A 13,412-nucleotide genomic window follows, 5' to 3' on the forward strand; every position below is an offset into this window, starting at 1 on the left:
TAGTCCAGAGGGAATTCGGACAATCCATTTTCCGGTAACGGAGGAGGAACCGGGCGCCGGGTGCCCGGGCGGGAGTGCGCGGCCGGACCGCCGCGCACTGTGCCCGCGCGTGGTTCAGCGGTCGTACGTGTAGAAGCCGCGTCCCGTCTTCCGCCCCAGCAGGCCGCCCTCGACCATGCGGACCAGGAGGGAAGGCGGGGCGTACAGCGGCTCCTTGTACTCGTCGTACAGTGACTCGGCGATGGACGCGACGACATCGAGGCCGATGAGGTCGCACAGTTGCAGCGGACCCAGCGGGTGCGAGCAGCCCAGGCGCATGCCGCGGTCGATGACCTCCGCTGTGGCGAAGCCCGACTCCGCCATGCGGATCGCCGAGACCAGATACGGGAACAGCAGCGCGTTGACGACGAATCCGGCCCGGTCGGCGGTGCGGATCACCTCCTTGCCGAGCACCTCCGAGACGAACCGCTCGGCCCGGTCCGCCACCGGCTTCTCGGTGAGCAGGGAGCTGGTGAGCTCGACCAGCGGAAGCATGGGCACCGGGCTGAAGAAGTGCACGCCGATCACCCGGCCGGGCCGGCCCGTGGTACGGGCGAGACGCATGACGGGCAGCGAGGAGGTGTTGGTCGCCAGGATGGCGTCCGGGTCCTCCACGATGGCGTCCAGGGCGGCGAACAGCTCCACCTTGGCCGCCTCGTCCTCGCGGATGGACTCGACGACGAACTGCCGGTCGGCCATCGCCTTGAGGTCCGGGACCAGCTCGATCCGGCCGAGAGCCGCGTCGCGCTCGGCCTCGGTCAGCTTGCCCTTGGCCACCGCCTTGCCGAGCGAGTTCCGGATGCGGTCCAGGCCCGGTTCCACGGACTCGGGCCTGGAGACGGTGACCGTCACGTCCAGGCCGGCCCGGGCGCACACCTCGGCGATCCCGGAACCCATCAGGCCGCATCCGACGATGCCCACCCGGTTGATGGGCGGTGTGCCCTGTGTTGTTGCGTTCATGCTGTCACTCCCCAGCGGATGAGACCGGCGCCGATGGACATGCCGCCGCCGAAGCCGCCGAGCAGCACGAGGTCGCCGGGGTGGAGGTGGCCCTGACGGTGGGCCTCGTCGAGGGTGATCGCGACGGCGGCGTTGCCCGCGTTCCCATAGTGTTCGAGAGTGCGGTGCGTGTGCGCGGAGGTGAGGCCCGCACGCTCGACGAGCTGTGCCAGCATGACCCCGTTGGGCTGGTGCGGAACGAAGTGGGCGATGTCCCCGCGGGAGGTGCCCGTGCGGGCGCACAACGCGTCGAGCAGGGGAGGGAAGTTGTCCAGGACGAAGTCCCGGACGGCACGTCCCTCCATACGGAAGTAGTGGTCGCCGTTCTGGACGGTCTGCTCGGACGCGGGCAGTCTGCTGCCCCCGGCCTCGACACGGATGAGCCGGTGCGCGTCGCCGCGCGAGGCCAGTTCGAAGCCGGTGAACCCGTACGGCTCGTCGACCTCGCCGACGACGGCGGCGCCGGCGCCGTCGGCCATCAGGACGGCCGTGCGGCGGTCGGTGAAGTCCAGGATCCGCGAGTAGATGTCGGCGCCCACGACGAGGGCCCGCCCGCCGGGCCGTTCCCGGATCAGGCTGCGGGCGATCGCGAGCGCGTAGACGAAGCCGCTGCACACGACGTTGATGTCGAAGCAGACCGCCGCGTGCGCGCCGAGTCCCCGCTGCACGTGGAAGGCGGTCGGCGGTTGGGGGGAGTCGGGGGTCGAGGTGGAGACGATGAGGTAGTCGACCTCGTCCGCCTCCAGTCCGGCCGCCTCCAGGGCGCGTTCCGCCGCGCGGATGCCGAGGTCCGAGGTGGCCTCGTCGGGCGCGGCGTACCGGCGCTCCAGGATGCGTGTCCGTTCCTCGATCCATTCGGTCGGGACACCGACGCGCGCGGCGATCTCGGCGTTGGTGACCTCCTCCTTGGGGAGGTAGGACCCGGTGCTCAGGATGCCGATGGGTCGCTCGGTCATGGCGTCAGATGCTCCGCACCGGATTCAGCGCGGCCGCGCCGATCCGCTCGCGCAGCGCCGGGTCGGTGACGCCGAGCCCCTCCCGCGGAGCGAGGCAGAGCACGCCGACCTTGCCGATGTGCTCGTTGTTCTGCACCAGCCGGGCGGCCTCCCCGACCTCGTCGAGGGGATACACGGTGGACAGCACGGGGGAGATCTTGCCCTGGGCGACCAGCCGGTTCAGCTCGGCCTGCTCCTGCAGGTTGGCGGCGTGGCTGCCGATGATGCGCTTGGAGTTCATCCACAGGTAGCGGTTGTCGTACGTGTGCTGGTAGCCGGTGCTGGAACCGCAGGTCACCACGGTGCCGCCGCGCCGGACGACGAACGTGGAGACCCCGAAGGTGGCGCGGCCGATGTAGTCGAAGGCCACGTGCGGGTCCTCACCGACCTCCTGGCGGATGATCCGGCCGAGACGCTTGCCCTGCTCGATGGTCTCCTCGGGCGTGTCGGCGCGCCCGAGGCCCGTCTCCGCGCGGTTGATGATCACGTCGCAGCCGAGCGCCCGGAGCACCTTGGCCTTGCTCTCCGAGCTGACGACACCGACCGGGATGCCTCCCGCCGCCTTGACCAACTGCACGGCGAACGCCCCGAGGCCGCCGGTGGCGCCCCAGATGAGAACGACGTCCCCGAGCTTGATCCGGGCGCCCTTGTCGCTGATCAGCATGCGGTAGGAGGTGGCCGCGGTGAGGAGCACGCTCGCGGCCTCCTCCCAGGTCAGGTGCGCGGGCTTGGGCAGGAGCTGGCTGGCCTTGACCACGGAGTAGTGGGCCAGTCCGCCGAAGTTGGTCTCGTAGCCCCAGATGCGCTGGCCCGCGCCGAGCATGGCGTCCGCGTGCGTGGCCGGTTCCTGGTCGTCGACCTGGACGCAGCTGACGACGACGTGGTCGCCCGCGCGCCAGCTCCGGACGGCGCTGCCGGCGCGCACCACGACGCCGGCCCCGTCGGAGCCGATGACGTGGTGCGGCAGGTCGTGACGCGCGGCGAGGCCGCCCAGGCGCCCGAAACGCTTCAGGAAGCCGAAGGTGGGCACCGGCTCGAAGGTCGCGGACCAGACGGTGTTGTAGTTGATCGCGCTGGCCATCACCGCGACCAGGACCTCGTCGGGGGCCAGTTCCGGCATGGGCACGTTGCCGACGCGGATGGACCGGCGCACGTCCTTGTCGCCGCCGTCGTTGAACATGCCGACGTCCTCGGCCCGCAGGTGAGCCGCCGTGTACTGCTCCGGTACCTGCTCCCGTTCCAGCACTTGCGCGGGCGCCCCCGCGAGCACAGCCTCGGTCAGGGAATCCATCATGCTCCAGTCTCGTGAAGTGACAGGCCCCGCACCGATCCACGGGGGTACGGCGCGGGGCCTGGTCGCGTGGCGAAGGGAGGGTCAGGCGCTGGTCTCGTCGGCCACGGGACGGTCGACGGCCATGATCCACTTGCCGTCCTCGCCACGGACGAGGACATCGGTGCAGGTGCCGTCGATCTTCTGGGTCTTGCCGTCCTCGCCGGTGACCTCGAGGTGGAACTCGACGATCAGCAGGGAGGTGTCACCGGTGCTGAAGGTGCGCAGCACCTTGGAGTTCAGCTTGGGCTTGCTGGCCAGGAACTCGGTGATGCTCTTGGTGCGGTCGGCCCCGGTGCGCGGCGTCCCGGTGAGGTTGGAGATCGCGTCCTCGCGGTACAGCTGGTCGAAGATGGCTCCCTGTCCGGTGTTGAACGCGGCCACGAACACGTCGTTCTGCTGGTCCGGGTCGTCGGTCAGGGTCAGGTCGAGGGTCTCGCTCATGAGGAGGGGGTTCCTTTCCGGGGGGATACGCTCAGAGTTCCTTGCCGTACGGGTTGTCGATCGCGAAGCGCCACTGGCCGTCGGCCCCCAGACGCAGCACGTCGAGGCCGATGCCGGAGATGCTCTCCGCCGCGCTGTCCGCCGTCGCGGGGATGTCGATGGCCCAGTCCGTGACCAGCAGGGCGGTGTCCGACGTCACGTACGACTCGAGGACCTTGTTCGTCAGCTTGGGCTTGGCGGCGAGGAACTCGGCCAGCCCCTTTCGCCGTTCCTCGCCGCTGGCGGGGTGCCCCTTCTCCCACACGCTGATCGCGTCGTCCGTGTAAAGCCGGTCCACGGCCGCGGCGTCGCCGGAGTTGAAGGTGCGCACATAGGTGGCGGCGTGTTCCAGAACCGCCGCGGTGAGCGCGTCGTTGGTCTCTGCCATGGCAAAACCACTCCCGTTCCGTGAGATGTGCGGTCACCGTAGGCGGGCGCGGGCCATCCCCCGGTCACTGACAGGCAATGGGTTCAAGCCGGTGCCGGGCTCCCCGGTGATGGGCGTCCGTTGGAGCGGATCGGAACGCCCAGTTCCTCCCTGGGGCGGATCATGCACTGGACGTGAAAGGGTGGCGACAGCTCCTGTCCTGCTGTTCGTCGCACGGGTGGCACGGGAGGCGGGTGCCCGGCTGGAGGCATAGGTGAAGGACCCTGACATGTCCCGCGGTGCTCGTCTGGCCGCCCATGGTGCCGCTTCCACATCACTGTCGCTGTGCAGTGACCGCACACTGCGGGAGCTCGTGGACGCCGCCACACCGATCGGTTCCGGCATCGGCGGGAAGACGGTACTGCTGGAGGTCGACGGAACCTCGGTCTTCGTCAAGCAGATCCCCCTGACCGACCTGGAGCGACGGCCGGAGAACGTCCACTCCACGGCGAACCTGTCCGGACTGCCGCTCTTCTGCCACTACGGTGTCGGCACCATCGGCGGCCCGGGGTTCGGAGCCTGGCGGGAGCTGGCCGTGCACGTCATGACGACGAACTGGGTGATCGCGGGAGACCATGAGGGCTTCCCCCTGATGTACCACTGGCGGGTGCTACCGGGCCCCGGCGGGCCGCTTCCCGAGGAACTGGCCGATGTGGAACGGGCTGTCGCCTACTGGGGAGGCGGAGCGGGCGTACGCCGTCGGATCGAGGCTCTCCGGCAGTCCTCGGCGAGGCTCATGCTGTTCCTCGAGTACATCCCGCGGAACCTGCACGACTGGCTGGGCGTCCAGATAGGGGCCGGTGACGAGGCGGCCGAGCGGGCCTGTGCCATGGTGGACGACGAGCTGCAAGCCGGCACCTCGTTCATGAACGCCCGCGGGCTGCTGCACTTCGACGCGCACTTCGAGAACATCCTGACCGACGGCCGGCGGCTCTTCTTCGCCGACTACGGCCTCGCGATCTCCTCCCGCTTCGAGCTCGCACAGGACGAGGCCGACTTCTTCGACCGGCATCGCGCTTACGACCGGTGCTACACCATCACACATCTGGTCAACTGGCTGGCCGTGGCTCTGCACGGATACGAACCGGACGAACGCATGGCGTTTGTGCGCGCCTGCGCCCAGGGGATGTCCCCGGGGGACGTTCCAGCTGCGGCCGCGGCAGTCCTTGTCCGTCACGCGCCGGTCGCCGCAGTCATGGGGGACTTCTACCGCCGGTTCCGGCAGGAGAGCCGGGCGACCCCCTACCCGCTGGAGGCGATCCGCCGGATCGAACAGCGGGACGGCCCGTCCGATGCGGCGACGGGGTCAGCGGGAGGACAGCGGCCGGGCCAGTCAGTCGCGCCGCGCACCTGATACGGCGATGCGGGCGTGCTCAAGGGCCTGCCACGACAGTGGATCGTGGTGCTCCGAAGCCATCACCCGAGAGGTACGTCGCCCCGTCCCCCCGACCCAGCCCGACGGCACTGCCGCGCAGGTCCGGGAGCCCCAGGCGTCGGGCCAGTTCACCGGATAACCGTCGTGCTCGTGGACCTCTGCCAGCACCCGCACACAGTCACCGAGGTCGCGATCAGTCCGCCGTCGGACACGTGGGGACACGTCCGCGCCGGACACGCTCTCGCTCTTCACCGGGGCATGGAAACACAGTCCGAGCGCCCACGACCAGCGACGTTCGCAACAGGCTGGGCCGGATCGTTTGCGTCGGTCGGGTACGGGAGTGCCGTCAACGGACGTCCAGTGGGCACCGGATCGAGCCGTTGCTCCCGGACCGGACGCCGAAGCGGGGTGGCCGCCGGCGGGATCGACGTGAGGTGATCGACGCGTCGCCCACACGTTCCGGACCGGATCACCGTGGGTCCACCTACCGGAGGAACACGGCAACCGGCGGGGCGTCTGCAACCGGCTGCGGGTGCGGGCCGCCGACGGCACCGGGGAGCGGGTGTTCACCGCGCTGATCGCCCAGGCCGACGCCGATGAGGACGTGTCCTGGCCCGTGTCCGTGGACTCCACGGGCGTGCGCGCTCACCAGCACGCGGCCGGGGCCCGCACAAAGGGCCCCGGCCGGCGAACCGGCGGATCACGCCATCGGCCGGTCCCGTCCTCCCGCTCAGGAGTCGTCCAGCGCCTTCCGGAAGGAACCGCCACGGTGCAAGGCGCGTTCGATGCTCTCCAGGGACTTCCCCCGGGTCTCCGGTACCTTCGCCGCCACGAACGCGATGCACGCGGCGTTCATCAGGGCGTAGACGAAGAACGTGCCGGAGCGGCCGATGGCCTGGATCGCGGTCAGGGCCGTCACCGCGATCAGCAGGTCGACACCCCACACGGTGACGGTGGCCAAACTGGTGGCCGGGCCACGCACCCTCAGCGGCACGATCTCCGGGCCGATGAGCCAGACCACGGCCTGAATCCCGATCCCGTTGAACAGGATGTACGCGAACAGCGCGACGATGACGGTCCAGCGTTGCGCCGCCGAGCCCTCGGGGCCGAGGAAGGCGAGCGCCATGATCGCCATGGCGAGGCCGGAGCCCGGCAGGAACCACAGCATCGTCCGCCGACGGCCCACCCGGTCCACGGCGATGGCACCGATCACTCCGGCGGCCACCAGCATCACACCGATACCGACACCGGTGAGCAGTGCGGCCGAGTCGCCGAAGCCCGCGTCGACGAGAATCGTCGGCGCGTAGTAGACGACGGCGTTGATACCGGTCAGCTGCGAGAAGGCCGCGATACCGACGGCGACCAGCAGGGCGGGCCGCATCCAGCGCTGCCGCAGATCGCGCCAGCCGCCGGTGGGGGTGGCGGTCGCCACCTCGGTGATCTCGTCGATCTCCCGGCCCACGTCCGTGCCGGCCGGCCGGAGCCGGGCCAGCACGGTCACCGCCTCCTCCCTTCGGCCGCGCTCGACAAGCCAGCGTGGGCTCTCCGGCAGGAACAGCATGCCGACACACAGGGCCACGGCGGGCAGGACCGCCAGGGCGAACATCGTGCGCCAGCCACCACTGCCCGACAGCGCCCAGCCGCACAGGTACGCGATGAGCTGTCCGCAGGCGACCATCAGCTGGAACAGCACCATGAGCCGGCCGCGGATCCTGGCGGGGGCGGCTTCGGCGATGTAGACGGGCACCATGTTCGAGGCGCCGCCGACGGCCAACCCGAGAACGAAGCGCGCGGCGATGAGGCTGCCCACCCCGGGGGCCACGGCCGCCGCTGCGGCCCCTACGGCGAAGACGACCGCGACCGCGATGACGACCTTGCGGCGTCCGTGACGTACGGCCAGACGGCCCGCGATCAGGGCTCCGGCCATCGCGCCGAGCAGGATCACGCCGACGACGACCTCCTGCTCGCGGGAGCTCAGGTCCAAGTCCTCGCGCAGGTGCAGCAGGGCGCCGGAGATGATGCCGGTGTCGTATCCGAAGAGCAGGCCGCCCAGAGCGGACACCGCCGCGACCGCGTACACCATGGCCGGTGCCTTCTGCTGGTCGTCGACGGGCGCCTCGGTCGGTCCGGGCTTCGTGGTCAGCTCAGGCATCGCCCATGACCAGACCCTCGATGGTGTGCTTCTGCGTGATCGGTTCCAGCACGTCGACGACCGGGCAGTCCAGATGGCGCCGGACCCGCTCGGGCAGGGACTCCCAGTAGGCACGGGTCACCGCCGTGTCGTGCCGGTCGCTGTTGGTGGCTTCGGGGCCGTCGACGCCCAGGACCAGCACGGGCCGGGACTTCGGGGAGTGGTTCCTGGTGCCGCGGTGGATGGTCAGCGCGGTGCGCGCCGAGATGTCACCGCGCTGCGGGTACTTGCGCACGGCCCGCTCCTCGTAGCGCGGGTAGTGCGACCGGGGCGGGAACATGCCGTGGCCGAACTCCGGGCTGTCGTCCCACTGGGTGCCCGGCGCTATTTCGAAGGGGCCCATGTCCTCCTGCGTGTCGACGGCGGTCACGTTGAAGGCCAGGGAGGTCAGCCGTTGTTCGGCGCGGGTCTCCTCGGGTATGGGGAAGTCCCGGTGCCAGGGCTGGTTGACGGCGCCTTCGAGCGGCACGTCGAAGCCGAGCTCGACGATGCGGTAGTCGGGCCCGAGCACGGCGGTGCAGACGGAGCGCACCCAGGGGTGGTCGACGAGGTCGACGAAGCCGCGCAGCTGCTCGGGGTGGATCTCCACGTAGTAACGGTGCGGTCCGCGTCCGACGGCTCCGCCCGGCCGTGCCAGCGCTTCCCGGAAGGCCACGTCGATGTCCTCGCGGAGCCGGTCGGCCCAGTCGGGGGTGAAGGCACCCTTGCGGGCCGTGATGCCGTCCGAGTACAGGGCCTGGACGTCGGCCGTCACGTCCAGGTCCAGGTCGGCCAGGGCGATGCCGGGGTAGGCGTGCGGGATCATGCGTGCCTCCTTGCACGTGCGGCGGAAACTTCCGAGCCATATTGCATCGATGATTTCAACGTGGCAATACCCATTCTCGTGGATCTTGGTCCGCACCGGGCACGGCATGCCACGATGTGCGGGTGAGCAGCAGCCTGAAAGAAGTAGCCGCCCGCGCCGGTGTGTCGGCGCGCACCGTGTCGAATGTGGTCAACGGTTCCGCCCGGGTCTCGGCGCAGACCCGGCAGCGCGTGCAGGAGGCGATCGACGAGCTGGGGTACCGGCCCAATCTGGCCGCCCGCAGTCTGCGGGCAGGCCGCACCGGCATCATCGGTCTCGCCATCCCGGAGCTGCACTCGCCCTACTTCGGCGAGCTCGCCGGTCTCCTGGTCGACGAGGCGCGGCGCCGCTCGTGGACGGTGATCATCGACCAGACGCACGGGGACGCCGAGGCGGAACGGCGGCTGCTGACCGGCGACGGCGGACGGGTGATGGACGGGCTCATCATCAGCCCGTGGGCGCTGGAGGCCCAGGATCTGGCGACCACCGCGCCCTCACTGCCCATGGTGCTGCTCGGAGAGCGCAGCCCTCAGGGCATGGCGGACCGCGTGGCGGTGGACAACGTGGCCGCCGCGGACGAGGCGACCACCCATCTCCTGACGCTGGGGCGCCGCCGCATAGCCGCCATCGGACTGCAACCGCACCTGCAGAACGGCACGGCCGAGCAGCGCGCCGAAGGTTACCGCAGGGCGCTGCGACGTGCGGGGGTCCCACCCCGGCCGGAGTGGGAGCGCGCGGTCGGCTCACTGCACCGGAGGGAAGGCGCCCGTGCCATGGCGGAGCTGCTCGATGGGGGAACCGCTCCTGACGCGGTGTTCGCCTTCACGGACGAACTGGCGCTGGGGGCCATGCACATGGCGCACACCCGGGGAGTTCGCGTGCCGGAGGAACTGGCGATCGTCGGCTTCGACGACATCGAGGACGGCCGGTTCAGCCATCCGACGCTGACCACCGTCTCCCCCGACAAGCGACAGATCGCCGCGCGTGCCCTGCAGTGTCTGGCGGACCGCATCTACAGCCCGGACAACGAGGTGCCCGCCTCCGATCTGACGATCCCGCATCGACTGGTCGTACGGGGCAGCACTTCAGGGACGCAGGCCCACTGACCGTCGTTCGGCCCGCCCGCATGGGCTCTGAGCGGGCGGTCCGGGCACACTCCGGCCCGCCCGCTGCCAGGGCTCGTGGAACGTCGCCGAACATCGAGCACCTGATCGTCCGGACGCTCCTTGCCTTTACCGTTGTCCGGCTCCGCGATGGGGCCTTGGGCCTTCGGGTCCGGCATGCCTTCCCCCGGCAGAGCGCGGGCGCTCGCCCGGCGGGCTGAGCGGCAGGGTGCACCTGGCCGCCGACCGCTGTCCCTCCGGCTCCATCCCGGCCAGGCCGCCGACAGCCCTCGCTTCGTGGCCGCCCTGACCGTCCCCGTGGTGCGGGGAAGGCAGGGCGCCGGGCGCGCCCACTGCTCGTCGTCGGCGGGCGCATGCGCCCGCTCGTGATCACCGAGCCTGGTAGGCGGTGGCCAGCACGGAGACGGTGACCCGGTCGGGCAGAAGATCGTCGTCGGCCAGGTCCGCACGGCGCACATGGCGTGCGCTCGGCGTCATTCCCACCAGGTCGAGGGCCTCCCGCTCGGCCAAGGGCATGACGTACTCGACCTGTTCGGTAACGGCGGCCCCGAAGAAGGGATCCAGCGCCCGGTGCAGGCGCTGTTCCTTGGCCGGGTCGATCGTGACCATCGCAGGCACCCGGCCGCGCAGCTCGGCCAGGTGCCGCCCGGTAGGACGGACCACGACCAGCCGGCCGGCCGGGCGGAGCACTCGGCGGAACTCGGCCGGGTTGCGCGGAGCGAACACGTCCAGCACGACATCGACCACCCCGTCGGCCAGTGGAAAGGGACGGAAGACGTCCCAGGCCGCGGCGGCGGCTCGTGCATGGGCACGGGCTGCCGAGCGCAGCGCGCGCACCGACGTGTCCAGCCCCAGGCCACGGGCGCCGGGCAACTGGTCGAGCACGCCGGCCAGGTAGTGGCCCGTACCGCATCCCGCGTCCACGACCGTGGCCTGCTCAGGCGCGGAGTCGGCCGCCAGGCGGGCCACGACTTCGCGGATGGGCGCGTATGTGCCGGTCGACAGAAAGCGGTCCCGGGCCTGGGCCATGGCCGCGTCATCGCCGCTGGCGGCACGGGTGCCTGTCAGCAGGGCGGCGTAGCCGTGACGGGCGATGTCGAAGGTATGCCCCGCCGAGCAGCGCAGGGCACCGCGGTCGGGGTGCAGGCGGCGGGTGCGGCACGTCGGGCAGCGCAGCAGGTCGAGGGATCGTTCGAGGGCAGGGGGCAGCGACACGGGCACGAGGCACTCCTGGCAAGGGTGAAGGGAAGGGACCGTGCCTGCGCGCGCTCAGATGCCTCAGAAGGAACGGGCAGCTCCGGGCACGTGGTTCACGCAGGCACACCGAGGAGGGCGACGCCGTCCGGCGTCGCCCTCAACGCCTTCCCCTCACAGGAAGCAGCAGTGCGGGGTGCTCATGAATGCCACGTCATGATTCTACGAGCACCGGCGAAGTCCCTCATGCCCACCGGAGTTGGGAGAGACGGTCGAGTCCCGCGCGAGGTCGACTCCACCTCACGACCAGGTCGCTTCCTGGCCTTCTGTGCGGCCGAAACGGGAAGCGGGTTGCCCAAGAGGGTGGCCGTACCGCAACGTGTCGAGAGCGGCCCCGCCGGTGGTGTCCACCACGGCAGCGCCGTCGGGGCGCCAACCGGCGGCCGGGCTCGTTCGTTGCCTTCTGGGACGTGCCCGGCAGGCGACGAACGGCACGGTCGGTTGCACCCTCCGCGAGACCGGCCGCGCCTCTGGGGCGCAAGACAACCTCGCCTCGCCGCCTGTTACTTGACGCGGTTTCGGAAATGCACGTCTTGAAGGCAGGCGGCCCTGAAGTAGGCTGTCATTGTTCTAGTACAACCAGAACAATGACACGAGGGGGGAGTCGGATGACCGTCATTCGCAGGTGCGCCCTGTCCGCCGTTCCGTTCGGCATCGCTACCGCCGCCTACGTCGGTGTCTTTTGGGCGAGCTACGACCGGCTGCCCGGGCGGATCGCCACCCACTTCTCGGGGGATGGCGGGGCCGACGGCTTCACGAGCCGGACTGCCGCACTGTGGTTCGGCGGTGGCCTGCTCGTTGGTCTCGGGCTGCTGTTCACAGTGCTGACCCTGGTCTCCAAGGACAGCCCGGGGGCCAGGTTGACCGCCGCGGTCGGCGCCGGCACGGCAGTCACGCTCGGCTATCCCTTGGTCCTCACCGTCGTTGTCAACACGGACGTCCAGGACCCGGCGGACGTGCAACTGCCGATGTGGCATATGGCCGTGCTACTGCTCGCGGGCGTGGCCACCGGCGCGCTGGCCTGGTGGCTGACGCGCGGCGGGCCGCGCCCCGCGCCCGCACGGCTGTCCCCTGCGCTACCGCTGACCGAGGGCGAGGCTGCGGCCTGGAGCCGCACCATGATCTCCCGCGCACTGCTGTTCCCGGCCGTCGTCGTCACACTCAGCGGGCTGTTCGCCGTGACGTTCGGACCCTGGCAGGCAGGACTGCTGCCGCTCGTCCTCGGCCTTACCTGCGCACCGTTCGCCGGTGTCCGGGTTACCGTCGACCGGCGCGGACTCACTGTCGCCTCGACGGTCCTGCCCAGGCCCCGGCTGGCCCTGCCGCTCGGCAGTATCGTCAGTGCCGGCAGCGTCCAGGTCAACGCCATGGGGGACTTCGGTGGCTGGGGCTACCGGATACGCCCGAACCGGCGGGGTGTGGTGCTGCGTTCGGGCGAGGCGCTCTCGGTCCGCACGGCGGGAGGACGCGAATACCTGGTCACCGTCGACGACTCGACGACCGCGGCCGCGCTGCTCAACGGCCTGGTGAATCGCCACGCGGCGGGAGCGTGAGAAGGAATGCTGTTTCGGGTACTGCCGAGCTCTCCCGTGCCCCTGGGCGAGCAGATCGCCGCCTGTGTACGGGGAGGCATCGCCAACGGCACGGCAGTCCCGGGTGAGCGACTGCCGCCTGCCCGTGAGGTCGCCGAGTCGCTGGGCGTCAACGTGCACACGGTTCTCCGCGGTTACCAGCGCCTGCGTGACGAGGGCTTGATCGAGCTGCGCCGTGGCCGGGGCGCCGTGATCACCGCGGCGCCCGGCGTCGCGGATCAGGCCCGGCTCACCGAGGCCGTGCACGGCCTCATCACCCAGGCGCGCGAGTTCGGTCTCACAGACCAGGAGCTCCTGTCCATGGTGCACAAGTGCCTGTCCAGCGCACCCGGCACCACACCACCCGCACCTGGGGACTGAACGCCTAACGGGCACCACGGCAGCAGCAGCCCGCGCCCGGGACAGGCGGATCACCACCGGCGTGGAAGCCGCCGTTCGGACTGTTCCGGCTGCGGCTCAGCAACTGTCCAGGGCTGTGTCCCTTCCGGCGGGGACCTGATTGGCTCCGGTAGTCACATCTCGAGGACGGCTGTGGAGCCTGCGGCCCGCGCGGCGACGCCGTACGCCCCGACCAGCGACATCAGCCTGCGGTACCTCCACCATCAGGGACGGGGCGTCGGTGAGGTCCACCGGGTTCGTCGTCCGGCCGGTCCGCGCCCTCGAGGGCATCCCACCTGCGCATGTACCGGTCGATCCTGTCTCGGACCTGCCGTCGTAGCCGGTCATGCATGCCGGGGTCCATCCCCTCCGCCGCGAACA

General features: G+C 70.5%; 12 protein-coding genes. 4 read left to right on the plus strand and 8 right to left on the minus strand.

What is annotated here, in order from left to right:
* Positions 1–114 precede the first annotated feature (114 nt).
* The 5 genes from IE178_RS26930 to IE178_RS26950 all read right to left on the minus strand — a co-directional run bounded on the left by IE178_RS26930 (position 115) and on the right by IE178_RS26950 (position 4,234).
* Positions 115–999 (minus strand): 3-hydroxybutyryl-CoA dehydrogenase, encoded by an 885-nt coding sequence (locus IE178_RS26930; RefSeq protein ID WP_193514092.1) that lies wholly within the window; start codon positions 997–999, stop codon positions 115–117.
* Positions 996–1,994 (minus strand): 3-oxoacyl-ACP synthase III family protein, encoded by a 999-nt coding sequence (locus tag IE178_RS26935; RefSeq protein ID WP_184765800.1) that lies wholly within the window; start codon positions 1,992–1,994, stop codon positions 996–998. Before IE178_RS26935 ends, IE178_RS26930 begins: the two co-directional genes overlap by 4 nt.
* 4 nt (positions 1,995–1,998) lie before the next feature.
* Positions 1,999–3,324 carry a crotonyl-CoA carboxylase/reductase gene (gene ccrA, locus IE178_RS26940; RefSeq protein ID WP_193514143.1) on the minus strand — a complete coding sequence of 442 codons (1,326 nt, stop codon included), beginning with the start codon at positions 3,322–3,324 and terminating at the stop codon, positions 1,999–2,001.
* Between the two features lie 84 nt (positions 3,325–3,408).
* Positions 3,409–3,807 (minus strand): YybH family protein, encoded by a 399-nt coding sequence (locus IE178_RS26945; protein WP_184765799.1) that lies wholly within the window; start codon positions 3,805–3,807, stop codon positions 3,409–3,411.
* 31 nt (positions 3,808–3,838) lie between these two features.
* Positions 3,839–4,234: a YybH family protein gene (locus IE178_RS26950; RefSeq protein WP_184765798.1), complete on the minus strand. Its 396-nt coding sequence runs from the start codon at positions 4,232–4,234 to the stop codon at positions 3,839–3,841.
* Between the two features lie 268 nt (positions 4,235–4,502).
* On the opposite strand from IE178_RS26950, the gene IE178_RS26955 reads away from it, so the two are divergent.
* Positions 4,503–5,627 (plus strand): protein kinase family protein, encoded by a 1,125-nt coding sequence (locus IE178_RS26955; protein ID WP_318280264.1) that lies wholly within the window; start codon positions 4,503–4,505, stop codon positions 5,625–5,627.
* A 751-nt stretch (positions 5,628–6,378) separates the two neighbouring features.
* On the opposite strand, the gene IE178_RS26960 is transcribed toward IE178_RS26955, so the two are convergent.
* The gene (locus IE178_RS26960) at positions 6,379–7,800 is read right to left on the minus strand and encodes a sugar porter family MFS transporter (protein WP_193514093.1); all 1,422 of its coding nucleotides are present in this window, start codon (positions 7,798–7,800) and stop codon (positions 6,379–6,381) included.
* A complete protein-coding gene (locus IE178_RS26965; protein WP_369075354.1) occupies positions 7,793–8,644 on the minus strand; it encodes a phytanoyl-CoA dioxygenase family protein in 852 nt (283 codons plus the stop codon). The genes IE178_RS26960 and IE178_RS26965 overlap by 8 nt, the downstream gene beginning before the upstream one ends.
* Before the next feature lie 122 nt (positions 8,645–8,766).
* On the opposite strand from IE178_RS26965, the gene IE178_RS26970 reads away from it, so the two are divergent.
* On the plus strand, positions 8,767–9,789 hold the full coding sequence (locus IE178_RS26970) for a LacI family DNA-binding transcriptional regulator (RefSeq protein ID WP_193514095.1): 1,023 nt from the start codon (positions 8,767–8,769) through the stop codon (positions 9,787–9,789).
* A gap of 387 nt (positions 9,790–10,176) precedes the next feature.
* Here the strand turns inward: IE178_RS26970 and IE178_RS26975 are convergent, their stop codons facing one another.
* Positions 10,177–11,028 carry a putative RNA methyltransferase gene (locus IE178_RS26975; protein WP_193514096.1) on the minus strand — a complete coding sequence of 284 codons (852 nt, stop codon included), beginning with the start codon at positions 11,026–11,028 and terminating at the stop codon, positions 10,177–10,179.
* Between the two features lie 641 nt (positions 11,029–11,669).
* On the opposite strand from IE178_RS26975, the gene IE178_RS26980 reads away from it, so the two are divergent.
* Entirely contained in the window at positions 11,670–12,614 is a 945-nt protein-coding gene (locus IE178_RS26980) for a DUF1648 domain-containing protein (RefSeq protein ID WP_193514097.1), read from the plus strand.
* A gap of 6 nt (positions 12,615–12,620) precedes the next feature.
* Positions 12,621–13,013 carry a GntR family transcriptional regulator gene (locus IE178_RS26985; RefSeq protein WP_193514098.1) on the plus strand — a complete coding sequence of 131 codons (393 nt, stop codon included), beginning with the start codon at positions 12,621–12,623 and terminating at the stop codon, positions 13,011–13,013.
* Positions 13,014–13,412 lie beyond the last annotated feature (399 nt).

Source organism: Streptomyces griseoloalbus, assembly GCA_014650015.1.
Taxonomy (GTDB): Bacteria; Actinomycetota; Actinomycetes; order Streptomycetales; family Streptomycetaceae; genus Streptomyces; species Streptomyces griseoloalbus.